General features: G+C 70.8%; 23 protein-coding genes and 1 pseudogene. 14 read left to right on the top strand and 10 right to left on the bottom strand.

Going from position 1 to position 24,299, the window contains the following annotated elements:
* Nucleotides 1–56 precede the first annotated feature (56 nt).
* Nucleotides 57–344: a hypothetical protein gene (locus tag OG276_RS13335; RefSeq protein ID WP_266905173.1), complete on the bottom strand. Its 288-nt coding sequence runs from the start codon at nucleotides 342–344 to the stop codon at nucleotides 57–59.
* 164 nt (nucleotides 345–508) lie between these two features.
* On the opposite strand from OG276_RS13335, the gene OG276_RS13330 reads away from it, so the two are divergent.
* The 5 genes and pseudogenes from OG276_RS13330 to OG276_RS13310 all read left to right on the top strand — a co-directional run bounded on the left by OG276_RS13330 (nucleotide 509) and on the right by OG276_RS13310 (nucleotide 5,588).
* Entirely contained in the window at nucleotides 509–793 is a 285-nt protein-coding gene (locus OG276_RS13330; RefSeq protein WP_266905171.1) for a hypothetical protein, read from the top strand.
* A 116-nt stretch (nucleotides 794–909) separates the two neighbouring features.
* Nucleotides 910–2,190, top strand: coding sequence for an Ig-like domain-containing protein (locus OG276_RS13325; RefSeq protein WP_266905169.1), 1,281 nt, complete (start codon nucleotides 910–912; stop codon nucleotides 2,188–2,190).
* Between the two features lie 269 nt (nucleotides 2,191–2,459).
* Nucleotides 2,460–3,662 carry a transposase gene (locus OG276_RS13320; RefSeq protein WP_266905167.1) on the top strand — a complete coding sequence of 401 codons (1,203 nt, stop codon included), beginning with the start codon at nucleotides 2,460–2,462 and terminating at the stop codon, nucleotides 3,660–3,662.
* 147 nt (nucleotides 3,663–3,809) lie between these two features.
* Nucleotides 3,810–4,525: pseudogene (locus OG276_RS13315) on the top strand (ABC transporter ATP-binding protein).
* Nucleotides 4,526–4,589: 64 nt separating this feature from the next.
* Complete coding sequence (locus OG276_RS13310) at nucleotides 4,590–5,588, top strand: GNAT family N-acetyltransferase (RefSeq protein WP_266905165.1); 999 nt, start codon at nucleotides 4,590–4,592, stop codon at nucleotides 5,586–5,588.
* Between the two features lie 70 nt (nucleotides 5,589–5,658).
* On the opposite strand, the gene OG276_RS13305 is transcribed toward OG276_RS13310, so the two are convergent.
* A complete protein-coding gene (locus OG276_RS13305) occupies nucleotides 5,659–6,585 on the bottom strand; it encodes a helix-turn-helix transcriptional regulator (protein WP_266905163.1) in 927 nt (308 codons plus the stop codon).
* Between the two features lie 166 nt (nucleotides 6,586–6,751).
* On the opposite strand from OG276_RS13305, the gene OG276_RS13300 reads away from it, so the two are divergent.
* From OG276_RS13300 to OG276_RS13290, 3 genes are all read left to right on the top strand, one after another.
* Nucleotides 6,752–7,798, top strand: a complete 1,047-nt coding sequence (locus OG276_RS13300) for an NAD(P)-dependent alcohol dehydrogenase (protein WP_266905161.1) — start codon at nucleotides 6,752–6,754, stop codon at nucleotides 7,796–7,798.
* Between the two features lie 198 nt (nucleotides 7,799–7,996).
* On the top strand, nucleotides 7,997–10,177 hold the full coding sequence (locus tag OG276_RS13295; protein ID WP_266905159.1) for a sulfatase-like hydrolase/transferase: 2,181 nt from the start codon (nucleotides 7,997–7,999) through the stop codon (nucleotides 10,175–10,177).
* 167 nt (nucleotides 10,178–10,344) lie between these two features.
* Complete coding sequence (locus tag OG276_RS13290; protein ID WP_266905157.1) at nucleotides 10,345–11,829, top strand: recombinase family protein; 1,485 nt, start codon at nucleotides 10,345–10,347, stop codon at nucleotides 11,827–11,829.
* Nucleotides 11,830–11,838: 9 nt separating this feature from the next.
* Here OG276_RS13290 and OG276_RS13285 read toward each other — a convergent pair whose 3' ends face one another.
* From OG276_RS13285 to OG276_RS13275, 3 genes are all read right to left on the bottom strand, one after another.
* Complete coding sequence (locus OG276_RS13285) at nucleotides 11,839–12,444, bottom strand: hypothetical protein (protein ID WP_266905155.1); 606 nt, start codon at nucleotides 12,442–12,444, stop codon at nucleotides 11,839–11,841.
* Nucleotides 12,441–13,109 carry a peptide-methionine (S)-S-oxide reductase MsrA gene (gene msrA / locus OG276_RS13280; RefSeq protein WP_266905153.1) on the bottom strand — a complete coding sequence of 223 codons (669 nt, stop codon included), beginning with the start codon at nucleotides 13,107–13,109 and terminating at the stop codon, nucleotides 12,441–12,443. The genes OG276_RS13285 and msrA overlap by 4 nt, the downstream gene beginning before the upstream one ends.
* A 172-nt stretch (nucleotides 13,110–13,281) precedes the next feature.
* Complete coding sequence (locus tag OG276_RS13275) at nucleotides 13,282–14,388, bottom strand: hypothetical protein (protein WP_266905151.1); 1,107 nt, start codon at nucleotides 14,386–14,388, stop codon at nucleotides 13,282–13,284.
* A gap of 187 nt (nucleotides 14,389–14,575) precedes the next feature.
* Between OG276_RS13275 and OG276_RS13270 the strand changes: the two genes are divergently transcribed.
* Nucleotides 14,576–15,733, top strand: a complete 1,158-nt coding sequence (locus OG276_RS13270) for a cystathionine gamma-synthase (RefSeq protein ID WP_266905149.1) — start codon at nucleotides 14,576–14,578, stop codon at nucleotides 15,731–15,733.
* 36 nt (nucleotides 15,734–15,769) lie between these two features.
* Here the strand turns inward: OG276_RS13270 and OG276_RS13265 are convergent, their stop codons facing one another.
* The 3 genes from OG276_RS13265 to OG276_RS13255 are packed head-to-tail and all read right to left on the bottom strand — an operon-like array spanning nucleotide 15,770 to nucleotide 17,173.
* On the bottom strand, nucleotides 15,770–16,012 hold the full coding sequence (locus tag OG276_RS13265; RefSeq protein WP_266905147.1) for a hypothetical protein: 243 nt from the start codon (nucleotides 16,010–16,012) through the stop codon (nucleotides 15,770–15,772).
* Nucleotides 16,009–16,581, bottom strand: coding sequence for a sigma factor-like helix-turn-helix DNA-binding protein (locus OG276_RS13260; protein ID WP_266905145.1), 573 nt, complete (start codon nucleotides 16,579–16,581; stop codon nucleotides 16,009–16,011). Before OG276_RS13260 ends, OG276_RS13265 begins: the two co-directional genes overlap by 4 nt.
* A 58-nt stretch (nucleotides 16,582–16,639) precedes the next feature.
* Nucleotides 16,640–17,173 carry a MarR family winged helix-turn-helix transcriptional regulator gene (locus tag OG276_RS13255; protein WP_266912767.1) on the bottom strand — a complete coding sequence of 178 codons (534 nt, stop codon included), beginning with the start codon at nucleotides 17,171–17,173 and terminating at the stop codon, nucleotides 16,640–16,642.
* Between the two features lie 331 nt (nucleotides 17,174–17,504).
* Between OG276_RS13255 and ilvA the strand changes: the two genes are divergently transcribed.
* The 3 genes from ilvA to OG276_RS13240 all read left to right on the top strand — a co-directional run bounded on the left by ilvA (nucleotide 17,505) and on the right by OG276_RS13240 (nucleotide 20,792).
* The gene (gene ilvA, locus OG276_RS13250; protein WP_266905143.1) at nucleotides 17,505–18,737 is read left to right on the top strand and encodes a threonine ammonia-lyase; all 1,233 of its coding nucleotides are present in this window, start codon (nucleotides 17,505–17,507) and stop codon (nucleotides 18,735–18,737) included.
* A 166-nt stretch (nucleotides 18,738–18,903) separates the two neighbouring features.
* A complete protein-coding gene (locus OG276_RS13245; protein ID WP_266905141.1) occupies nucleotides 18,904–19,944 on the top strand; it encodes an ATP-binding cassette domain-containing protein in 1,041 nt (346 codons plus the stop codon).
* A complete protein-coding gene (locus OG276_RS13240) occupies nucleotides 19,941–20,792 on the top strand; it encodes an ABC transporter permease (protein WP_266905139.1) in 852 nt (283 codons plus the stop codon). The genes OG276_RS13245 and OG276_RS13240 overlap by 4 nt, the downstream gene beginning before the upstream one ends.
* 81 nt (nucleotides 20,793–20,873) lie before the next feature.
* Here the strand turns inward: OG276_RS13240 and greA are convergent, their stop codons facing one another.
* Nucleotides 20,874–21,371: a transcription elongation factor GreA gene (gene greA, locus OG276_RS13235; protein WP_266905137.1), complete on the bottom strand. Its 498-nt coding sequence runs from the start codon at nucleotides 21,369–21,371 to the stop codon at nucleotides 20,874–20,876.
* Nucleotides 21,372–21,567: 196 nt separating this feature from the next.
* Nucleotides 21,568–21,981: a DUF4307 domain-containing protein gene (locus tag OG276_RS13230; protein ID WP_266905135.1), complete on the bottom strand. Its 414-nt coding sequence runs from the start codon at nucleotides 21,979–21,981 to the stop codon at nucleotides 21,568–21,570.
* A gap of 152 nt (nucleotides 21,982–22,133) precedes the next feature.
* Here OG276_RS13230 and OG276_RS13225 point away from each other — a divergent pair, with 152 nt between their 5' ends.
* Together OG276_RS13225 and mca are read left to right on the top strand one after the other, a co-directional pair.
* Complete coding sequence (locus OG276_RS13225; RefSeq protein ID WP_266905133.1) at nucleotides 22,134–23,420, top strand: transposase; 1,287 nt, start codon at nucleotides 22,134–22,136, stop codon at nucleotides 23,418–23,420.
* Nucleotides 23,417–24,298, top strand: a complete 882-nt coding sequence (mca, locus tag OG276_RS13220) for a mycothiol conjugate amidase Mca (RefSeq protein ID WP_266905131.1) — start codon at nucleotides 23,417–23,419, stop codon at nucleotides 24,296–24,298. The genes OG276_RS13225 and mca overlap by 4 nt, the downstream gene beginning before the upstream one ends.
* The last annotated feature ends 1 nt before the right edge of the window (nucleotide 24,299 follow it).

Here is a 24,299-nt window from a genome sequence, read left to right as displayed (position 1 = left end):
GGTGCGGCCCCGGGGACATCCCCGGGGCCGCACCCCTTTCGTGTGTCCTGCGGTCCTTACACCGTGCGCGAGCGGCGTACGGAGAAGGCCACGAAGCCGGCCCCGGCGCCCAGGAAGAGCGTGCCGCCGAGCAGGTAGGGCGTGGTGTCCACGCCGCCGGTGTCGGCGAGCGCGAGGGCGGGCGCGGGCGCCGAGGCGGCCTGGACCCGGGTGTTCGCGGCGGTGGGCGCGCCGGAGGCGCCCTTCGCGTGCTCGGGTGCGGCGCCCGCCGAGGGGACGAACCACAGGGCGGCGAGGAGGGTGGTCGCTCCGAGAGCGGTGAGTGTTGATCGGCGTGCGGACACGGTGCGATCCCCCTTGTGGCAGCAGCGAATTGGCCCCGTGCGGTGATGCTACGGAAAGGGGCGGGTCGTGGGAAAGCCGGGGCTGCCACGGGATTACTCTCCGTCGTATGAACCCTTCTGAGACCTCACGATACGTACGCCTTCGGGTGGATTTGGTACTTGAAGTGCCGGACGTCGACGCGCTCACCGGAGCCGCCCTCGCGCACATCAAGGCCGACGAGTTCATGCCGGACGAGGAGCGCGGCCACGCCGAGGCGGCCGTCCGGGAGGACGAGTCGGAGGCTCTGGCCTACCTGGTGGACCCCACTGACCTGGTCGCGGGCATCCCCGGCGTGGAGCTCGCGCAGGCCTCCTGGAGCAGCGAGCCCGTGGAATACGACCCCGAGTCCATGGAGTGGGACCTCGACGAGGAAGATGGGGAGCTCGAAGAAGAGACTGACAACGCCTGACGGTGGGGTTGACCACATTCGAACGGAATGTGGCAACACCTCGGGGTGTAATGCGTTGTCAGGACGAGGCAGGGGGGTCATGCCCCCTGCCCGGGGAATTCGGGGTTCCGGCAACGATGGAGTGGCGTGTGAGGACGGACAGCAAGCGGCGGAGAAGGTCCCTGGTGGCCATATCCGCCGTACTCGGCGGCGTACTGGTGCTCGCGGGATGCGGCGGCGACGACGGTGACGCGAAGAAGCCGCAGGCCAGCGGGGAGGCATCGGCCAAGTCCCAGGCGGACGTGGACGCGGCTGCGGCCAAGGACGCCTCCAAGGCCAAGATAGCCATCACGCCCAAGGACGGCGCCACCAACATCGGCCTGAACGACTCGGCCAACGTGGCCGTCAGTGAAGGCACGCTCACCGAGGTCGAGCTGAAGAGCTCCGAGGGCACGGCGGTGCCGGGCAAGATAGCCGCCGACGGCAAGAGCTGGAAGCCGGACGGAGCGCTGAAGCGCTCGACGAAGTACGCGCTGTCGGCGACCGCGAAGGACGAGGCGGGCCGCGAGGCGCACGAGAACGCCTCCTTCACCACCGTCTCCCCGCAGAACAGCTTCGTGGGCTCCTTCATCCCGGACGCGGGCCAGACCGTCGGCGTGGGCATGCCGGTCTCCATCACCTTCGACAAGTCGATCAAGGACAAGAAGGCCGTCCAGGCGGGCATCACCGTCACCTCCAGCAGCGGCCAGGAGGTCGTGGGCCACTGGTTCAGCACGCAGCGGCTGGACTTCCGCCCGGAGAAGTACTGGCAGGCCGGTTCCACCGTCACCCTGAAGCTGGCGCTGGACGGGGTCCAGGGCGGCCCGGGCATCCAGGGCGTGCAGAGCAAGACCGTCACCTTCAAGATCGGCCGGAGCCAGGTCTCCACGGTCGACGCGAAGACGAAGAAGATGACGGTCACCCGGGACGGCGCGGTCCTGAAGACCATCCCGATCTCGGCGGGCTCCCCGGAGAACCCGACCTACAACGGTCAGATGGTGATCTCCGAGAAGTTCAAGGAGACCCGGATGAACGGCGCCACCGTCGGCTTCACGGACGACGACGGCAAGGGCGAGTACGACATCAAGGACGTGCCGCACGCGATGCGCCTGTCGACCTCCGGCACCTTCGTCCACGGCAACTACTGGGGACCGGACTCGGTCTTCGGCAGCGCCAACACCAGCCACGGCTGTGTCGGCCTGAACGACGCCAAGGGCGCCAACGACCCGAACCAGCCCGCGGCCTGGTTCTACGACAACTCCCTCATCGGAGACGTCGTCACGGTCGTCAACTCCCCGGACAAGACCATCAAGCCGGACAACGGCCTCAACGGCTGGAACATGGGCTGGGCGGAGTGGAAGGCCGGCTCGGCCGCCTGATCCCCCGGCACCACAGCTGCACCCCGACGAAGCACAGACGGACGGCGGGGAGCCCCGGCCAGGGGGCTCCCCGCCGTCCGCGTTCCCGCTCCCGATCGCCATCCGACTCTTATCCTTCGGCTATCCGGCGATCAGGAGGCGGACTCCAGCGAGTGTGGGATCTCGGAGTTGAGGGCTGCCGGTCGGTACGTGCGCGATCGGTCACTCGTTCGTGGGATCGTCGGAGAACTTGAGCATGGACGCAAAGGGTGCGGCGCTACGGTCGCTTCATGACGACAACGGCCGCTGCGGATGGTGCCGGTTATGCCCGGTTCACCTACCGGCTTCGTGTGTCGTCGACCGCGCTCGCCAAGTTGTTGGGTGAGTGGGGCCGGTGCCGGTGGATCTGGAACGAATGCTGTGCCCGGTCGAAGAAGGCCCATGCCGAGAATGAGAAGTGCGGGCCGGCCCGGCTGGACACGATGCTGACCGAAGCCCGTAGCCGCAATACCTGGTTGGGTGAGGGCAGCAGCGTTCCGCAGCAGCAGCTGATTCGGGACTTCGGGAAGTCCCGTGCCAAGGCTTTGAAGGACGTCAAAGCCCGGTTGCCGATGCGGCAGCGGGCGGGGATGCCCAGGTACAAGAAGAAGGCCCATGCCGATCCGAGCCTGAACTACACCTGTCGCGGATTCCGGATCAAGGGTGGCCGCCTGCACCTTGCAGGCGGCATCAACCTGAGGGTGGTGTGGTCCCGGGATCTCCCGGCGGACCCGTCGTCGGTGCGGATCTACCGTGACAGCCTCGGCCATTGGTACGCGTCCTTTGTCGTTCCCGCCGAAGTGCAGCCGCTCTCGGAGACGGGCCTGGTGATCGGGATCGACTGGGGTGTGAAGGAGATCGCGACCACCACCAGCGACGCCCACGATCTCCCGCACACCGGGCACGGTAAGAAGGCGGCCGTCAGGCTCGCCCGTTATCAGCGGATGATGGCCCGCCGTAAACCGGCGAAGGGCAGGCCCGGTTCGAGGGGCTACCGGGTGGCGAAGAAGCTGACGGCGAAACTCCACAAGAAGGTGGCCCGGCAGCGGCAGGACACCGGCCGGAAGTGGGCCAAGACCGTGGTCCGTGACCATGACGCCCTGGCGGTGGAGGACTTTCGGCCGAAGTTCCTCTCTAAGTCGACTATGGCCCGCAAGGCGGCCGACGCGGCGATCGGCGCGACCAAGCGTGAGCTGATCGCCATGGCGCGCAAGCACGGGCGCGTCGTGCGTCTTGTTCATCCCGCGCACACCAGCATGGATTGCGCGCAGTGCGGAGCGAGAACCAAGCACGCACTACCTCTCTCAGAACGTACCTACACCTGCAACGTGTGCGGAGCCGTATCCCCCAGGGACAGGAACTCCGCCCACGTCATGCTGGTCCGGGCTGGTCTCAACCCGGCTGCCGTCGATCGTGGAAGACCTGTCAGTCCGTCGGGCTGGCAGGCAGCGTGAGGCAGGAATCCCCTCCCCTCAGGGAAGGGAGGATTCAACTACCTCCGGCGCGAGTTGCGCTGCCACAGGAGGGCGGCGCTCGTCGTTGCCTCCGGACTCACCTTGGACATCGCCCTCGTCATCGTCGTCACCTCCGTCTCGGCGGGTATGGCGCACCCACGGGCCGGGTCGTCCAGTCGCTCTACGGCCTCGGTACGGACCGGTGTCACCAAGCGCTACCGGCGCGGCAAGGAATCCATCGACGCGCTCGCCGGCGTCGACCTGACCATCGAGGACGGCGGCCGGCTCGTCATCCAGGGACCCACCGGCGGCGGCAAGTCCTCCCTGCTGCAGATGCTCGGCGCCCTGGACCGCCCGACGGCGGGGCAGATCGTCCTCGACGGACTCGACCTCGCCACCGTCTCCGAATCCCGCCTCACCCGGGTCCGCGCGGAGAGCATCGGCTTCGTCTTCCAGTCCTTCAACCTGATCCCGACGCTCACCGCCCAGGAGAACGTCGAGACGGCCCTCGTCCCGCTCGGCCTCAAGGCCCGCGAGCGGCGCGACCGGGCCGCCGAGGCGCTGGACTCCGTGGGCCTCGGCGAGCGCATGGGCCACCTGCCCGGGGAGATGTCCGGCGGCCAGCAGCAGCGCGTGGCCATCGCACGGGCGCTGGTGAAGCGGCCGAAGGTGCTGCTGGCCGACGAACCGACCGGCAACCTCGACGAGTCCATGCGCGACGAGGTCATGGAACTGCTCGAAGGACTGTGGAAGGAGCACGGACTGACCTCGTCATGGTCACCCACGACGGCGCGCTCGCGAAGCGGGCCCCGCGGGTGGCGACGATCCGCCGGGGGAAGGTGACCGTCACCGAAAACGTCTGAGCGCTCCACCGCGGCCCGCGGCGCTCCACCGCGCCCCGCCGCGCTCCGGTTTAGGGTCCGGATCATGACGATCACCCCGCTCTCCGTACCCCCGACCGACACCGAGGTCGACCACTGGTGGGCCGTCCTGGCCGCGGCCCGGACGGCGGACCTGCCGGGGACTCCGCCGCCCTCCCGGACGGAGGTGGCCGGAGCGCTGCGGGTGCCCTCGGTGCGGGGGCGCTCGCTGTACTGGGCGACGGACGACGCCGTCGCCTCCCTGGTCCTGTTCACCGACGGCGCCAACGACCACACGGCGTTCCTGGACGAGCTGACCGTACGGCCCGACGCGCGGCGCCGCGGTGTGGGATCGGCCCTGTGGGAGCGGGCCCGCGAGGAACTGCTCGCGGACGGCCGGACCTCGGTGGCGACGGAGGTGGACCTGGGGGGTCCGGGGCAGGCGTTCGCCGAGTCCGTGGGCTTCGAGAACGTCCTGTCGATGGCCTGGTACGTCCAGGACGTACGGGAGGCGCGGTGGGTGCAGGAGACGAAGGCCGCGGAGGCCGCCCAGTCCGCCCGGGCGGGGTCCGCGTCCACCCCGCCCGGCTACGAGCTGCACTGCTGGCCCGGGCTGGTGCCCGACGACCGGGCGCAGGCCGTGGCCGTGGCCCACGGGGCGATGGAGGACGCGCCGATGGGGGAGCTGGACCAGCAGATCCAGACCTGGACGGCGGAGCGCCTGCACGCGGCCCACCGCAAGATCCTGGACCGGGGAGGCGAACTGACCACGGTCGCCGCCGTCACCCCGGACGGCGAGGTCGCGGCCTACACGGAACTGGTCCTCCCCGATCCGGCCGGCCCGCGCGCGCTCCAGTACGACACCGTGGTGGTCCCCGCCCACCGGGGCCACGGCCTCGGCCGCGCGGTCAAGCTCCGCATGCTCGCGGAGGCGGCGACCCGCCACCCGGACCTGCGCACCATCGCCACCTCGGTGGCGGACGACAACACCCCGATGCTCGCGGTCAACGCGGCGCTGGGCTACCGGCGCGAACGCGCGGTCGGGTACTTCCAGTTGCACCTCTAGGCCGGGCGAGGGCGGCCGGGGGGTGCCCGGTGTGCCCGGTGTGCTCGGTGCGCCGGGGGTGCCGGGTGTCCTACGGAGCGGATTCCCCGACGGGGCCCGGGGCGTGATCCCGGTCCCGGTCGGACTCCCGGTCGGGGGTGGGGGTGGCGGGGGACGCGGACCAGGAGGCGAGGAGGCTGAGGGCGTCGGCCGAGGGGGAGCCCGGGGCCGCGTGGTAGGTGACGAGGAACTGCGCCGGGTCGTCCGGGAGGGCCAGGGTCTCGAAGGAGAGCTGGATGTCGCCGACCAGCGGGTGGCGCAGTCGCTTGACGCCGTGGATCTTGTTGTCGGCCACCGTGTGGGCGGCCCACAACCGGCGGAACTCCTCGTTCTTGACGGACAGTTCACCGACCAGCGCGGACAGCCGTTCGTCGTCGGGGAACTGCCCGGCGTACACGCGCAGATTGCTCACCACCTCGCACGCCCGGCATTCCCAGTCCGCGTACAGCTCCGCCGTCGCCGGGTCCAGGAACACCAGCCGCACGAGGTTGCGCTCCTGCGCCGGGAGCTTCCCGAAGTCGCCGAAGACCGCCGCGGCCAGCCTGTTCCAGCCGATGACGTCCTGGCGCCGCCCGACCAGGTACGCGGGTACGCCGTCCATCGCGTCCAGCAGCGTCCGCAGCTCCGGCCGGACCTGCTGGGGGCGCGGGGCCTGGCGGCGCTTGCGCGGCTTGGGGCCGGCCAGGTGGCTCAGGTGCGCGCGCTCCGTACCGTCCAGGCGCAGGGCCCGCGCGATGGCGTCGAGGATCTCCGCCGACACGTTCTGGCCGTGGCCCTGCTCCAGCCGGGTGTAGTACGCCACCGACACCCCGGCCAGCTGCGCCAGCTCCTCGCGGCGCAGGCCGGGGACGCGGCGGTGGCGCCCGTAGTCGGGCAGGCCCACGTCCTCGGGGCGCAGGCGGGCCCGCCGGGAACGCAGGAACTCGCCGAGCTCGGCTCGCTGATCAAGCTGGTCCATTACCCCAGTATCCCCGCGCGGGGGCGCAGGCCGGGGGCCTCATCCTGACCCCGCCAAGGGTAGGTCTGGCAGACCTAGGCAGGGCAGGGGGATGGGTGTCCCGGGCGGGAGAGTGCAGGCTGTGGACACAGGCAGTCCCGCACAGAAGTTTCCGAGGAGCCCCACCGTGTCCGTCACCCAGGTCGCCGCCTACGCCGCTCCCGCGCCCAAGGCCCCGCTGGAGCGCATCACCGTCCCGCGCCGTCCGGTCGGCGCGCACGACGTCCTCATCGACATCAAGTTCGCCGGCATCTGCCACTCCGACATCCACCAGGTCACCGACGGCTGGGGCGAGGGCATCTACCCCATGGTCCCGGGCCACGAGATCGCCGGTGTCGTCACCGAAGTCGGCTCCGGAGTGACCAAGTTCGCCGTCGGTGACCGCGTGGGCGTCGGCTGCTTCGTCGACTCCTGCCGCGAGTGCGAGCAGTGCCTCGCCGGGCAGGAGCAGTTCTGTGCCAAGGGCATGACCGGCACGTACAACTCCCTCGACAAGAACGGCGAGCCCACGTACGGCGGTTACTCCACGCACGTGGTCGTCGACGAGAACTACACCGTCCGCATCCCCGACGGCCTCGCCCTCGACATCGCCGCCCCGCTGCTCTGCGCCGGCATCACCCTGTACTCCCCGCTCAAGCACTGGAAGGCCGGCCCCGGCAAGCAGGTCGCGGTCGTCGGTCTCGGCGGCCTCGGCCACATGGGCGTCAAGATCGCCCACGCGCTCGGCGCCGAGGTCACCGTCCTCTCGCAGACCCTGCGCAAGCAGGAGGACGGCCTCAAGCTGGGCGCCGACCACTTCTACGCGACGAGCGACGAGGCCACCTTCAAGGAGCTGGCCGGCCGCTTCGACCTGATCGTGTCGACCGTCTCCGCGCCACTCGCCCTCGACGCCTACCTGGGCCTGCTCAAGGTGGACGGGGCCCTGGTGAACGTCGGCGCCCCGGAGGAGCCGGTCTCGCTGAACCTGTTCTCCGTCATCGGCGGCCGCAAGACCCTGGCCGGCTCGATGATCGGCGGGATCGCCGAGACGCAGGAGATGCTCGACTTCTGCGCGGAGCACGGGCTCGGTGCGGACATCGAGCTGATCCGTGCCGATGAGGTCAACGAGGCTTACGAGCGCGTCCAGTCGGGCGACGTCCGCTACCGCTTCGTCATCGACACCTCGACCATCTGACCGGACCGGAGTCCGAAACCGTCGCCTGACCGGACCGGCGTCTGACGCCGGCGCCTGACACCGATGCCTGACGCGGCCCCCGGGGTGCACATCGCCCCGGGGGCCGCCGTCACACGCTTTTCATGCTCCGTGCATGGTCCCGGCGGCCGTCCACGCGGACGATCTTCCCAGCAGCCTTCAGCCACAGGGGAGTTCGAGATGTCCAGCCGCCGCCATTTCCTCGCGGGTTCCGCGGCCGCCGCCGTCGGCCTCGCGGCCCTCCCGCAGGCCGTCCGGCCCGCTCAGGCGGCCGCCGCCGGGGCGGAGGGTCCGCCGAACCTCGTGGTGATCCTGGCCGACGATCTGGGCTACGGCGACCTGGGCGCGTACGGCCAGAAGCTGATCAGCACCCCGCGCATCGACCAGCTCGCCTCCGAAGGGCTCCGGTTCACCGACGCCTACTCCGCGGCCGCCGTCTGCGCGCCCTCCCGCGCCGCGCTGCTGACCGGCCTGCACACCGGGCACGCGGCCGTCCGGGCCAACCCCTCCAGCGGCGGCCAGGGCAGCCTCGGCACCGGCGACACCACCTTCGCGGAGGTGCTCCGGGCGCGCGGCTACCGTACGGGCCTCTTCGGCAAGTGGGGCTTCGGACCGGAGGCCGGGGACCAGCCGAGCCACCCGGGCGCGCGGGGCTTCGAGGAGTTCTACGGGTACATCGACCACAGCCACGCCCACCAGTACTACCCGGCGTACCTCTGGAACGGCAACGCCAAGGAGACCGTCCCGACGGGCACCTTCGCCCCCGACGCGATCGCCGCGCGCGCCCTCGGCTTCATCGACGCCCACGCCGCCGGCGCCGCCCCCTTCCTGCTTTTCCTCACCCCGAACCTGCCGCATGCCCCGAGCGAGATCCCCGACGCGAGCGCCTACGCGGACCGGTCCTGGACGCAGGCGAACAAGTCGCACGCGGCGCAGATCAGCCTCCTCGACGCGCAGGTCGGCGCCGTCGTCGACCGGCTGAAGGCGCGGGGCATCGCGGAGCGCACGGTCGTCCTGGTGGCCTCCGACAACGGCCCGCACGAGGAGGGCGGGGTGAACCCGGACCTCTTCGACGCCAACGGTCCGCTGCGCGGCTACAAGCGCAACCTGTACGAGGGCGGCGTCCGCGTCCCCCTCGTCGCCTGGTCCCCGGGCCGGATCGCCCCCGGCACCACCAGCGCCCGCCCCACCCCGCTCTACGACCTCCTGCCCACCCTCGCCGACCTGGCGGGCGGCGCCCCGGCCCCCTCGGACATCGACGGGCTCTCGGCGGCCCCCGTCCTGAACGGCGCCCCCGCCCTGGCTCCCCTCCACAACCACCTGTACTGGTACCGGGACGAGCAGGGCGTCACCAGCCGGGCCAACACCCAGGACGGCGGCCGGGCGAAGCAGGTCGCGGAGGCCATCCGCAAGGACCGGTGGAAGGCCGTACGGTTCGCCCCGGCGCGGGACCGGACGGTGGCGGATTCGAAGTGGGACTTCGAGCTCTACGACCTGTCGGCGGACCTCGGCGAGAAGAACGACGTGGCGGCGAAGAACCCGTCGGTGGTCTCGGCGTTGACGGCCCTCCTGCGCTCCTCCTGGGCGGATACGTACGTGCGCCGCCCGTGGGGCCTGACGGCGGTCGTCGACGCCGTCGCCTCGACGCTCACCACGACCGTCGCGAACGGTACGACCCGCCCCTGGCCGGACGTCCGCGTCACCCTCCCGCTCCCGGCGGGCTGGACGGCCACCGCGACGACGGCGACGACCGCGCTCTCCCTCGGCCCGGGCGAGTCCCTGACCACGACGTGGCGGCTGACCCCGCCCCCGGCGGTGCCCGCACCCGTGCTCCTCGTTCCGCGGGCCACCACCTCGTCCTCCCTCGGCTTCACGGCACCCACCCGATACACGCCCCTGCCGGCCCCGCCCACGCAGGACAGCTACCTCAGCGACCTTCCCTGGGTCTCGGCGGCCAACGGCTGGGGCCCGGTCGAGATCGACCGCTCCAACGGCAAGCAGGCGGCGGGCGACGGCACCCCGATCGCCTTCGGCGGGGTCACGTACGCGAAGGGCCTCGGCGTGCACGCCCCGTCGGAGATCGTCTACCACCTGGGCGGCCGCGGGAACCGCTTCACGGCCCTGGTCGGCATCGACGACTTCTCGAAGAAGCAGTCGGCGTCCGGAGCCACCCGCGCGACCGTGCGCGGCGACGGGCGCGTCCTCGCCACGACGGGCACCCTGACCGGCGCCTCGGGCCCGACGGCGCTCGACGTGGACGTACGCGGCATCCGCCTCCTCCACCTGGTGGTGGAGGACGCCAACGCCAACTCCGCCTTCGACCACACCTCGTGGGCGTCGGCGCGGGTGACGGTGGTCTGACGGCGGCCCTGAAACACATGGAGCCCCGGACCCCCGCACGCAGCGGGGGTCCGGGGCTCCCGTGCTGCCGATGCCGCAGTCGCCGCCGGGATTCTTGTCCAAGTACTGCCGTTAGCACCACTCCTCTTTGCGTATGCTCGGTAACCCTTAGTTATGGAGGGTGGGAAGTGAGCGAAGCGGCACCGGTAAGCCCGGTCGTGTCGTACGCGCGTATCTCCGCCGACACGGCCGGGGACGGTCACGGCGTCGAGGACCAGCACAAGGTGAATGGCGAGACGGCAGCGCGTCTCGGCTGGACGATCGTGCACCGTTACTCCGACAGCGACCTGTCGGCGGCAAAGGCGGGGGTGGTGCGTCCGGACTTCGAGGCCATGATGAAGGCGCTCAAGTCGGGCCACTTGCCGGACGGGCAGCCCGTACGCGGCGTCATCGTCGTCGCGGACGACCGCTTAGCGCGCCGCGCAGGCGACTACGAGCGGTTCGTGGATGCGCTCACGTACGAGGAGGGACGGCTCTACGCGGACGCCAAGGGGTCGAAGAACCTCTATAGCGAGGACGTGGAGTCCATGGGGCTCTTCGGTGTCGTCATCTCCAAGATGGAGGTGCGCAAGATGCAGCGGCGGGCGCGCCGTTCACACCGCGCTCGCGCGGAGCTGGGTATCCCGGTGGGCGGGAAGCGCCCCTTCGGGTGGCAGAACGACAAGCTGACGCTGGAGCCCGAGGAAGCGGCGTGGCTGGCGAAGGGCGCCCGTGAGGTGATCGCGGGCAAGTCCCTGCACTCGATCCTCCGCGAGTGGCGTGAGGCCGGCGTCCGCACGATCAACGGCAAGGAATGGGCGAGCCGTTCCCTCAAACTCGCGTTGTGGAACCCGAGGTTGTGCGGGTGGCGGAAGCACAACGGTGAGCTGGTGCGTCATGCCAACGGCGTTCCCGTCGTGGGTCTCTGGGAGGCCGTCATCACCCCCAAGGAGTGGGCGGCCATCGACGCCGTCTTCTCGGCCCGCGTCGGCCCCAACATGAAAGTTGACGGGTCGGTCACGGACTACCGGACCCCCTCGTACCTGATGACGGGAATCCTCCGATGCGGAAAGCCTCGCGAGGACGGGCAGATCTGTAATTCGCCCCTTCGGGCGACCGTACGAGCGGACCTCTCCGGGGGTTACCTCTACCAATGTCCCAGTAAGGAAATGGGCGGATGTGGGGGCACCGGAAGGAACGGCGCCAAGATTGATGAATTCATTACGGAGGCCGTACTCGCAAAGTTGGAAGAGAGGGCAGCCAGGGCGACGCGCGCCGACGAACGGTGGGGAGGGGAGGAAGAGCTGGCCCGTCTGATGGCCAAGCAGCGCAATCTTCTCCAGGCATGGCAGGAAGACCAGGTCTCGGATGAACTGTTCTTCCCCGAGAACCAGAAGATGGAGGCGCGTGTCAAGGAACTCCGTGCGGACAGGACGTGTCACGTTCTGCGCAGGCAGCGGGCCGCCGAGGTGACGGGCGATGTACGTGAGCGCTGGACCTCGGGCAGGCTCGAACTCGGGCAGAAGCGCGTCCTGATCAGGGAAGTACTGCACGCGGTGCTCGTGTTGCCAGTGGGAGGCGGAGGCCGACGCCCGTTCAACCCTGATCTGCTGGTTCCGAAGTGGCGGGACTGACGGGGGAGATCAGTACCCCGAGGGGTGTGTGGACAGCCAGGAGGAGTGTCGGTCGCGCATCCGGTCCCGTTCCTCGGAGGTGGCGAGGACGACGTCCGCACCGCCGTCGTACGGGTGGTGGATACGGGTGAACTCGGTGTCCGTCACGAAGATGCCCGGCAGCGTGTCGTCGGCGACGGCGCGGAGCAGCGGGTCGAGGCAGCCGCGCCGCCAGGGGCGGCGGTCGGCGTAGTAGTACCAGCGGGTGTGGAAGTCCGGGTCCGGGTCGTCGGTGTCGTCCAGGGTGGTCCACATGGTGCCCTCCGGATGGAGGGCGGTGCGGTGCGCCGAGTAGGCCGTCGGCTCGGACGGGTCGGCCCAGTCGGTGGTCACCACGTATGCCTCGCAGCCCGCGAAGAGTTCGTCGAGGACTGCGTTGTACCGGTTGAGGAGGACCGCGTACTCGGCCTCGTCCTCCGCGTAGCGCTTGGACTCCGGCAGGCTGTGGAAGCGCACCCAACGGTCCCTGTACACCGTCTTCAGTTCCCACGGCAGCACCGGCCCGGCAGGCCTGTGGGCCTGCCAGAGCCGGGTCAGCCGCTCGTGCGCGGGGTCGGGGAGCGGGGTGTCGCTCACTCCCCGGGGGCCCCGGCGACGCCGATGGGGCAGCTCACGCCCGTGCCGCCGATGCCGCAGTAGCCGCCGGGGTTGCGGTCCAGATATTGCTGGTGATAGCCCTCCGCGGGCCAGAAGGGGCGTTCCGACGCCGGGAGGACGGCCGTGGTGATGGTGCCGTGGCCGGAGGCGGTCAGGACGCGCTGGTAGGCCTCGCGGGAGGCTTCGGCGGTGGCCTGGGCGGCGGGGGAGTGGGTGTAGACCGCCGAGCGGTACTGGGTGCCGACGTCGCCGCCCTGGCGGAAGCCCTGGGTGGGGTCGTGGGACTCCCAGAACAGCTTGAGCAGGACCTCGTAGGAGACCAGGGAGGGGTCGAAGACGACCCGGACCACCTCGGTGTGGCCGGTGCCGCCCGAGCAGACCTCTTCGTAGGTCGGGTTCTCGGTGAAGCCGCCCTGGTAGCCGGCCAGGGTGGTCCACACCCCCGGGGTCTGCCAGAACTTGCGCTCGGCGCCCCAGAAACAGCCGAGGCCGAAGTCCGCGACCTGGAGGTGGGCGGGGTACGGGCCCGCGAGGGGGTTGCCGAGCACGGTGTGTACGGCGGGCAGTGCGAAGAGCGGCTCCGCGCGGCCGGTCAGGGCTTCCTCGCGGGTGGGGAGCTCGGGCGTGCGGCGGTACGAGAACATGGATTCCCTCCTAGTGGTCTACCGGTAACGGCGGACGGCGGGTCCGGATTCCCGTCGCCGCGTCGCCGCGTCGCCGCCGGGTCGCGGCGCCGTGGGGCGCCCCCCGCCGGACGGAGTCCGGCGCAGCGGCCCGAAGCCCGCGCAGCGGTGCGAGGGACGCGTCGAGAAGGAGTCAGTGCGGCAGCGTCGCCGGGGAGCCGCCGTTGGCTTCGTAGCCGGCCACCGCCAGGGCGCGGTAGACGGCGTACGAGGCCGCCGGGTCCGGGTCGGCGGACCAGGGGAGGGCGCCCACGTAGCCGTCGACGTGGCGGATCTGGTCCATCGCCTCCGCCCAGCGCTCGCCGCCGACCAGGAAGAGGATGAGCAGGTGGCGTACGTGCGCCAGCATCGGGTCGTCGGGACGCGTGCTGTGGACCGCGTACAGCGCGCCCTCCACCGCCCGGGTCACGGACGCGCTCTGGTGGAAGCTGCGGATCAGGACGACGTCCGGGACGTGCTCGTAGAGCGCGAACAGCGGCAGCGCCGCCAGCAGGGAGCCCTGCGGGGCGCGGGCCGCCGCGTGGTGGGTGAAGGCGTCGGCCTTCTCCCGGGAGCCGTGCCACTTCTCGCACCAGTAGTTCAGCGCCGCCAGGTGCGCGCCCATGTGCTGCGGCGCCCGGTCGATGATCTTCGCCCACAGGGCGTCGTACTCGGGCTCCGAGTAGTGCAGCATGCGGGCCACGGACAGCTCGACGATGTACGGGACCGGGTCGCCCGGGGCGAGCAGCGCGGCCCTCTGGCAGGACTCCCGGGCCTCCTCCGCGATGATCCGTACGTCGGCCTCGCTCATGCCCTCCGGGCGCCGCCACATCTGCTGCGCCAGCAGCTCGGCGTGCACCTGCGCGCCGCCCGCGTCCTTCGGGGCCTCCAGCCGCCACGCCTTCAGCCACCGCGCCCCGGCCCCGGGCTCCTGGGAGAGCTCCAGCGCCGCCGAGCCGGCGAAGGCCTGGACGCGCTGCCAGCGCACCTCGCCGTCCCGGGAGGTGCCGGCCAGCAGCTGGGAGGCGGCCTGCCACTGCCCGGTCCGCCGCACGTGATCGAGGGCGTCCATGAGGTCCTGGTCGGGGCCGGGGACCCTGATGTCGAGCTCTTCCTGGAGGGCGAATCCGTAGTCCGCCGGGTCGGCGGCGTCCGGGCTCTCGGGCGCGACCAAGCGCAGTCCGCCGCGCCTGCGCCGCAGGATCGGTCCGACGGCGGCCAAGAGCAGCGCCATAGCGAGCAGGAACCACAGAATCTCCATCCCCCCAGCGAACCAGACCCACCCCGGGAATGGCCAATAGGAGGCAAAGGAGGACGCGAATCGGTCTTCCGCCCGGGCCCCTCCGCAGACCCCTCCCCGGGCCCCTCCCCGGCCCCCTTCGCGGACCCCTGTTCGCACCCCGGAGGCGGGGCCGCGCGGGGGCCGGACGGGGCATAGCATCGGGTTCATGAGCGACGACAGCCACGAGCACCAGAGCTTCGAGACCCGCGCCATCCACGCGGGCAATACGGCGGACCCGCTGACCGGCGCGGTCGTACCCCCGATCTACCAGGTGTCCACGTACAAGCAGGACGGCGTCGGCGGACTGCGCGGCGGCTACGAGTACAGCCGCAGCGGCAACCCGACCCGTACCGCGCTGGAGGAGAACCTCGCGGCGCTGGAGGGCGGCCGGCGCGGCCTCGCCTTCGCGTCCGGGCTCGCCGCCGAGGACTGCCTGCTGCGTACGCTGCTCTCCCCGGGCGACCACGTGGTCATCCCGAACGACGCGTACGGCGGCACCTTCCGCCTCTTCGCCAAGGTCGTCTCCCGCTGGGGCGTCGAGTGGTCGGTCGCCGACACCTCCGACCCGGCGTCGGTGCGCGCGGCGATCACCCCGAAGACCAAGGTCATCTGGGTCGAGACCCCCTCCAACCCGCTGCTCGGCATCACGGACATCGCCGTCGTCGCCGACATCGCGCGGACGGCCGGCGCCAAGCTGGTCGTGGACAACACCTTCGCGTCCCCCTACCTGCAGCAGCCCCTCGCGCTCGGCGCGGACGTGGTCGTGCACTCGCTGACCAAGTACATGGGCGGCCACTCCGACGTCGTCGGCGGCGCGCTCGTCGCCGCGGACGCGGCGCTGGGCGAGGAACTGGCCTACCACCAGAACGCCATGGGCGCGGTGGCCGGTCCCTTCGACTCCTGGCTGGTGCTGCGCGGCATCAAGACGCTGGCCGTCCGCATGGACCGGCACGCGGAGAACGCGGGCAAGATCGCCGAGATGCTGGTGCGCCACCCGAAGGTCCACACGGTCCTCTACCCGGGCCTGCCCGAGCACCCGGGCCACGAGATCGCCGCCAAGCAGATGCGCAACTTCGGCGGCATGATCTCCTTCCGCGTCACCGGCGGCGAGGAGGAGGCCGTCGCGCTCTGCGACCGGACCAAGATCTTCACCCTCGGCGAGTCCCTCGGCGGCGTCGAGTCCCTCATCGAGCACCCGGGCCGCATGACCCACGCCTCGGTGGCCGGCTCGGCCCTGGAGGTCCCGGGCGACCTGGTCCGCCTGTCGGTCGGCATCGAGAACGCCGACGACCTGCTGGCCGACCTCGCGCAGGCGCTGGGCTAGCCGGCCCGTACGCCGCACGCACCGGGTCTCCCCGTCCTACCAGGGCGGGGAGACCTCGCTCGAAGGCGTCGACCAGGCGCCGGTCAGCGAGGCCCACACCACGAAGGCCACCACCACCGCCCACAGCAGGGCCCAGCCGGCCCGCTGCACGGCCCTGCGGCGGCGCAGCAGCCGGTCGCCGCGCGCGGCCGCGCCCGCCGCCAGATCGGGCGGCACCACCGGGTACGGGCCCTCCAGCAGTCGCTTGACCTGGTCTTCCCTGGGATCGGGGCGACTCATGCCGCCTCCTTGCGGCGGGCGTCCGGCCGGGGACCGGGGGCGGCCGAGGGGCGTACGCGCAGCTGGGCGACGGCCCGGTCGCACAGGGCCCGCACCCGCTCGGGCGCCAGCCCCAGCTGCGCGGCCGTGACTTCCTCCGCGACCCCTTCGTAGAGCCGCAGCACCACGACGAGCCGCTCCAGCGGGGACAGCCGCCCGAGCACCCCGCTGCCCCCGTGGTGGCGGCGGCCGGTGCGGGCGAAGGCGGCGCACAGCTCCTGGCGGGTGTGGTCGTACGGGTCGTCCCCGCGCAGCCTGCGCCAGTTCGCGTACGTACGGGCCAGTGCGCCGCCGAGCAGCCCGCGCGCGGCGGGGGCTTCGGCCGCGGCGATGGTGTCGGAGGGAGCCGGGGCGCCGGCCTGATCGCCGGCCGGATCGCCTGCCGGATCGCCGGACCGGGTGTCCGACCGTGCGTCGGCCGTGCTCGTCGCGGGCTCCGCCGTCAGCAGGATCGCGACGCGCAGGAGCCGCCCCGCCGCACCCGCGACGAAGGCTTCGAACTCCGCGTAGGGGCCCGGTCCGTGGTCCACAACCACATACTGCTGCCGGAGGGACCGCCTCGGAAGGGGTCGGGCGCCAGGGACGGCCCTAGGAGGCGGGGCCGGCCTCGGAACCGGGCTCGGAGCCGGCCGACATCAGCTCGGACAGCGAGACGTTGAAACGGGTCAGCAGACCGGTGAACGCCTCGCGCTCCTGCTCGTCCCAGCCGTCCGTCACCCGGGCCATCAGCTCGCGCCGCGAGGAGCGGACCTCCTCCAGCCGCGCCAGCCCGCGCGGGGACAGCGCGAGCACGACGGCCCGCCCGTCCTCGGGGTGCGAGGTCCGCTTGACCAGGCCGCTGTCGACGAGCGGGGCGACCTGGCGGGTGACGGTGGAGGAGTCGATGCCCATCCCGCCGGCGAGCGCCTTGACGCCCATCGGGCCTTCCAGGTCGAGCCGGTTCAGCAGCAGGTACGCGGCCCGGTCCATGGAGTTGCGGGCCTGGCCCACCCCGCCCAGGCGGGTCTGCTCGGCGCGCCGGGCGAAGACCGCCACCTGGTGCTGGAGCGCGTCGAGGAGACCGGCTTCGGCGGGCGCGCCGGCCGGCGCGGGCAGGTCGGAACTGGCCGGGGTGGAGGGCATGGCCGTGGGCTCTCTTCGCATGGGGCCGACAAGGATGGGGGACAGAGTACGCGGCCGTGCGACGGCTCGTACTCCTCGTACGAGAACTGATACGACAGCGCTGAAACGGCGACTACGAGCCGTCCCGCATGGCGAGATTCCGCCGCTCGGGCCCGCCTTCCTCCGGGCTCCATCCCGCCTCCATCCCGTCCTTCCTCCCGGCTCCCACACCGCCCCCTCCAGCCCCTCCCGGCTCCCGCGCCCCTGCCGCGAGCGCCCCCGCGGCCCCGCCGCTCACCCGTCCCGCCCAGCTCAGCGGAGTGCGCGGCGGACCGGCTGCGAGACTGGCCGCATGAACTACCGAGTGCCGCAGCCCGTCCCGCAGGTCATCCTCGACGACGTCCGGGGGGCCCAGAAGATGCTCTCCGGCGTTTCCCGGGTGACCGCGATGGAGGGCAGCCGGTACCTCTCCTCGCTGACCGGCTCCCCGGTCCACTTCAAGTGCGAGAACCTCCAGCGCACCGGCTCCTTCAAGCTGCGCGGGGCGTACGTGCGCATCGCGGGCCTGCGCCCCGAGCAGCGGGCCGCCGGGGTCGTCGCCGCCAGCGCCGGCAACCACGCCCAGGGCGTGGCACTGGCCTCCTCCCTCCTCGGGGTCCGCTCGACCGTGTTCATGCCGGTCGGGGCGCCCCTGCCGAAGGTGGCCGCGACCCAGGACTACGGCGCCGAGGTGCGGATGCACGGGCAGGTCGTGGACGAGACGCTGGCCGCGGCACAGGAGTACGCGGACCGCACGGGCGCCGTGTTCATCCACCCCTTCGACCACCGCGACATCATCGCGGGCCAGGGCACGGTCGGTCTGGAGATCCTGGAGCAGTGCCCCGAGGTGCGCACGATCCTGGTCGGCATCGGCGGCGGCGGGCTCGCCGCCGGGGTGGCGGTCGCGGTGAAGGCGCTGCGCCCGGACGTCCGGGTGATCGGAGTGCAGGCGGCGGGCGCGGCCGCGTACCCGCCCTCGCTGAAGGTCGGGCACCCGGTGTCCATCGACAACCCGAACACGATGGCGGACGGCATCAAGGTGGGCCGGCCCGGCGACATCCCCTTCAAAATCATTGGCGAGCTGCTCGACGGCGTCCGTACGGTGTCCGAAGACGCGCTCTCCAGCGCGCTGTTGCTCTGCCTGGAGCGGGCGAAGATGGTGGTCGAGCCGGCCGGGTGCAGCCCGGTGGCCGCGCTGCTGAGCGAGCCCGAACTGTACGGCGACGGCCCGGTGGTGGCCGTGCTGTCCGGCGGCAACGTCGACCCGCTGCTGCTGCAGCGGATCCTGCGCCACGGCATGGCGGCGGCCGGCCGCTACCTGTCGCTGCGGCTGCGGGTGACCGACCGGCCGGGGGCACTGGCCGGTCTGCTGGGGGAGTTGTCAGTGGTGGATGCGAACGTGTTGGACGTGAGCCATGTGCGGACGGACCCGCGGCTGGGGCTCACCGAGGTGGAGGTGGAGCTGCACCTGGAGACGAAGGGGCCGAAGCACTGCGCGGAAGTAGCGCGGGCGCTGCACGGCGCGGGGTACAAGGTCATGGGCTAGCAGGTCATGAGCTGACGCGAGGGTCCCCGCCCCGAACCGGTGGCGAGACGCGATATGACGCGATACGGTGTCGCCCGTTCGGCCGAGCGAGGTCGGCTCGGCGCCCATAGGATTCGCGTAGGAATGTCACGATTCAACCGGTTCGATTCGCACTGGGAGTACCCATATGCCAGGCGCCATCTACGCCGAAGGTCTGGTCAAGACCTTCGGCGACGTACGGGCTCTGGACGGCGTTGACCTCGATGTACCCGAAGGCACGGTCCTCGGTCTGCTCGGCCCCAACGGCGCGGGCAAGACCACGACCGTACGCGTCCTGACCACCCTCCTCCAGCCCGACAGCGGCAAGGCGGTGGTGGCCGGGATCGACGTCCTCAAGCACCCCAACGAAGTCCGGCGTTCGATCGGCCTCTCCGGCCAGTTCGCCGCCGTCGACGAATACCTCACCGGCCGGGAAAACCTCCAAATGGTCGGCCGGCTCTACCAGATGGGCGCCAAGGCGGCGAAGGCCCGGGCCGACGAACTGCTGGAGCGCTTCAACCTCGGCGACGCCGCCGACCGCACCGCCAAGACGTACTCCGGCGGCATGCGCAGGCGCCTCGACCTCGCGGCGGCCCTCGTGGTCAGCCCGCCCGTGATGTTCATGGACGAGCCCACCACCGGCCTCGACCCGCGCAACCGTCAGCAGCTGTGGGGGATCATCCAGGAACTCGTCGCCGGCGGCACCACCCTCCTCCTCACCACCCAGTACCTGGAGGAGGCCGACCACCTCGCGCACGACATCGCCGTGGTCGACCACGGCCGGGTCATCGCGCGCGGCACCTCCGACGAGCTCAAGGCCCGGACGGGTGGCGAGCGCGTCGAGGTCGTCGTGCACGAGCGCGAGCACATAGCCACCGCGCGCGAGGTCCTCGCCGGCTTCGGCAAGGGCGAGACCACCGTCGAGGAGCACACCCGCAAGCTGACCGTGCCGGTCTCCGGCGGCGCCAAGCTGCTCGCCGAGGTCATCCGTGAACTCGACGGACGCGGCATCGAGATCGACGACATCGGCCTGCGCCGTCCCACCCTGGACGACGTGTTCATCTCCCTGACCGGCCACGCGGCGGAACTGGCCGCCGAGGAGAACGGAGAGGCCCCCGCCGACGCGAAGGCCGCGAAGGCCGCGAAGTCGGCGGGCAGCCGCAAGGACCGTAAGGAGGTGGCGAAGTGACCCTCACCTCCACGACCCCGGAGTCGGCGGCTCCCCGCCCGCGCGGCGGCATCGTCCAGGGGGTCAACGACTCCCTGGTGATGGCCAAGCGGAACCTGATCCGCATGTCCCGCATCCCCGAGATGGTCATCTTCGGGCTGATCCAGCCGATCATGTTCGTCGTGCTGTTCAGCTACGTCTTCGGCGGCTCGATGATGATCGGCGGCTCCACCAGCGCCAGCGACTACCGCAACTTCCTGATGGCCGGCATCTTCGCGCAGACCGTCACCTTCGCCACCGCCGGAGCCGGCGCGGGCATCGCCGACGACATGCACAAGGGCCTGATCGACCGCTTCCGGTCGCTGCCGATGGCCCGCGGCGCGGTCCTCACCGGCCGCACCCTCGCCGACCTCGTGCAGACCGCCCTGACCATGGTCGTCCTGGCGATCGTGGCGCTCCTCGTGGGCTGGCGCATCCACGAGGGCGTACCGAAGGCGCTCGCGGGCTTCCTCCTGCTCCTGCTCCTGGGCTACGCCTTCTCCTGGATCGGCGCCTTGATCGGCCTGTCGGTGCGGACCCCGGAGGCGGCCACCTCGGGCGGGCTGATCTGGCTGTTCCCGGTCACCTTCATCTCCAACGCCTTCGTGCCCACGGAGAACATGGCGGGCTGGCTCCAGCCCATCGCGGAGTGGAACCCCTTCAGCGCGACCGTGCAGGCCTGCCGAGAACTCTTCGGCAACCCGGGTGTGTCGCCGTCGGACGCCTGGCCGATGCAGCACCCGGTGTGGGCCTCACTGCTCTGGTCCGTTGTGATCATCGTGGTGTTCCGCACCCTCGCCGTACGCAAGTACCGCTCGGCGACGGCGTAGGCAGCCGTCCCCCCTCCGGAAAACACCTCGCCCCGCCGAGCAGCAGCTCGGCGGGGCGACGTGCGAAAAGAAAGGGGGTGATCAGCCGGTGAAGGGCTTGACGTCGAGGATCTTGACCGAGGCCTGCTTGCCGTTCGGCAGCTCGTACTGGGCGTCCTCGCCGATCTTCTTGCCCATCACACCGGAGCCCAGCGGGGACTGCGGGGAGTAGGTCTCGAAGTCCGAGGAGGCGTACTCGCGCGAGGCCAGCAGGAACTCCATGGTGTCGTCCTCGTCGCCGTCGAAGGCGATCTTGACCAGGGTGCCGGGGGCCACCTCGCCGTCGGAGGCGGGAGCCGTACCGACCTTGGCCTTCTCCAGCAGCTGCGTGAGCTGGCGGATGCGGAGCTCCTGCTTGCCCTGCTCCTCCTTGGCCGCGTGGTAACCGCCGTTCTCACGGAGGTCGCCCTCCTCGCGGGCGGCCGCGATCTTGATCGTGATCTCCGACCGTGCGGGACCAGAGAGGTACTCCAGCTCGGCCTTCAGCTGGTCGTACGCCGCCTGGGTCAGCCAGGTGACGCTCTCGCTCGTCTGGGTCACGGGTGCTCCTCGTCGGTACAGGGACAACAAAGCCGCCAGCGGCGGACGAAACCACGAGCCTAACAATTCGGGAAGAAAAGGGGGAGGACGCCAAGTGTGTGAACTGCGTCCGGTCACCCGTGGAGTCACCCGTCGGGGCACCCCTCGCGTGCCCGCCGGGGCGCTCCTCGCGTGCCCGCCGGGGCACGCCTCGGCGTCAGCCCGCGGAACCCGCCACGCGACAGCCGATCAGGTCGATCATCGTCGCCCTGCCGGTGGTCTTCAGCGTGACCATCTCGTCCACGCGCCCGCTCTTCTGCGCGAAGGTGAAATCGGCGCGGCCCACCTCGCCGTGCCCCTCGTCCTGCGAGCTCAGCGTGCACACCCCGGTCTCCGAGGCCCCCTTGCGGACCTCCAGGTGCACCTCGACCGCGGAGTCGGAGACGACCTTGAACTTGATGACCTCGGCGCTCACGCTCTGCCCGGCCACGTAGTCCCAGCCGATCCAGCCGACCATGCCCAGCAGCCCGGCTCCGAGAACCGAACCGATGATCTTGAGCTTGCGGTCCGCACGCTGGTCCGCCGACCGGCCGTAGCGGTCCTGGGGCAGCTCTTCGCGTACCGCGCTCATCGATCGTTCCCTTCGAGGGGGGCGAACACCGGAAATCCCAGCCCGGGGGAGGGCGGTCCCGCCATCGTAGACGCGGAGTACCCCGGTTCCTTTCGCGCCTGCCGTGATCTGCGCTTTCCGGCATTGTCAGTGGGCTCGGTTAGGTTGATCGCATGACGGCACGACAGGAGAAGGAGGAGACCGGGCTTGCTCGGTTCACCTACCGGCTCCGCGTGTCTTCCACCGCGCTCGCCGGGTTGTCGGGGGAGTGGGCGCGGTGCCGGTGGGTCTGGAACGAATGCTGTGCCCGGTCGCGGAAGGCCCGGGCTGAGAATGAGGAGTGCGGTCCGGCTCGGCTGGACAAGATGCTGACTGAAGCCCGCAACCGCAACACCTGGTTGGGTGACGGCAGCAGCGTTCCGCAGCAGCAGTCGGTGCGGGACTTCGGGAAGTCCCGCACCAAGGCCTTGAAAGACACGAAGGCCCGATTGCCGATTCGGCAGCGGGCGGGAATGCCCACGTATAAGAAGAAGGCCAAGGCCGATCCGAGCCTGAACTACACCCGGCGCGGTTTCCGGATCAAGGACGGCCGCCTGCACCTTGCGGGCGGCATCAGCCTCACCGTGGTGTGGTCCCGCGCACTTCCGGCGGCCCCGTCGAGCGTGCGGATCTACCGCGACACCCTCGGGCACTGGTACGCGTCCTTCGTAGTCCCCGCCGAAGCCGAGCCGCTCCCGGGAACGGGCGCGGTGATCGGGATCGACTGGGGCGTGAAGGAGACCGCGACCACCACGAGCGACTCCCATGACCTCCCGCACGCCGAGCACGGCAGGAAGGCCGCTGCCAGGCTCGCGCGCTATCAGCGGATGATGGCCCGCCGGAAACCGGCGAAGGGCAGGCGCGGGTCGAGGGGCTGTCGGGCGGCGAGGAAATTGACGGCGAAGCTCTACAAGCAGGTGGCCCGGCAACGCCAGGACGGCGCCCGAAAGTGGGCCAAGACGGTCGTCCGCGATCACGACGCCCTTGCTGTGGAGGACTTCCGCCCGAAGTTCCTTGCCAAGTCCGCCATGGCAGGTAAAGCGGCCGACGCTGCGATCTCCACCACCAAGCGTGAGCTGATCAACATGGCTCGCAAGCATGGGCGTATCGTGCACCTGGTCCATCCCGCGCACACCACGATGGACTGCGCGCAGTGCGGAGCGAGAACCAAGCACGCACTGCCTCTCTCGGAACGTACCTACACCTGCACCGTGTGTGGAGCTGTGTCCCCCAGGGACAAGAATTCCGCCCGTGTGATGCTGGTCCGGGCTGGTCTCAACCCGGCTGGTGCTGATCGTGTAAGAGCTGAGGGGCCGCAGGCCCACAGCCAACGTGAGCCAGGAATCCCCGACCCTCAGGATCGGGGAGGATTCAATATAGGAGGCGCCCGCCTGAACGACTCAAAGAGGATCCTGTCTTGACCGAGCAGCTTCGACTGATGGCCGTCCACGCCCACCCCGACGACGAGTCGAGCAAGGGCGCGGCCACCATGGCCAAGTACGTGTCCGAGGGGGTGTCCGTGCTGGTCGTGACCTGCACGGGTGGTGAGCGCGGCTCCGTCCTCAATCCCAAGCTCCAGGGCGACAAGTACATCGAGGAGCACATCCACGAGGTGCGCGCCAAGGAGATGGACGAGGCGCGCGAGATCCTCGGCGTCGACCAGGAGTGGCTGGGATACGTCGACTCCGGGCTGCCCGAGGGCGACCCGCTGCCGCCGCTGCCCGACGGCTGCTTCGCGCTGGCCGACGTCGACGAGGCGGCCGGCCGCCTGGTGAAGAAGATCCGCGCCTTCCGGCCGCAGGCCGTCACCACGTACGACGAGAACGGGGGCTACCCGCACCCCGACCACATCATGACCCACAAGATCACGATGGTGGCCTTCGATCACGCGGCCGACACCGAGAAGTACCCCGAGGCCGAGTTCGGCCCGGCGTACCAGCCGCAGAAGCTCTACTACAACCAGGGCTTCAACAAGCCGCGCACCATCGCCCTGCACGAGGCACTGCTCGCCCGCGGCCTGGAATCCCCGTACGGCGAGTGGCTGGAGCGGTGGAAGGAGTTCGAGCGCAAGGAGCGGACCCTGACCACCCACGTGCCCTGCGCCGACTTCTTCGAGATCCGTGACAAGGCGCTCATCGCCCACGCCACGCAGATCGACCCCGACGGCGGCTGGTTCCGCGTCCCGATGGAGATCCAGAAGGAGGTCTGGCCGACGGAGGAGTACGAGCTCGCGAAGTCCCTCGTGGACACTTCCCTCCCCGAGTCCGACCTCTTCGCGGGCATCCGGGAGAATGCGTAGC

It is taken from the genome of Streptomyces sp. NBC_00086 (assembly GCF_026343255.1).
Lineage (GTDB): Bacteria > Actinomycetota > Actinomycetes > Streptomycetales > Streptomycetaceae > Streptomyces.
This window is presented reverse-complemented; position numbering and strand designations above follow the sequence as displayed.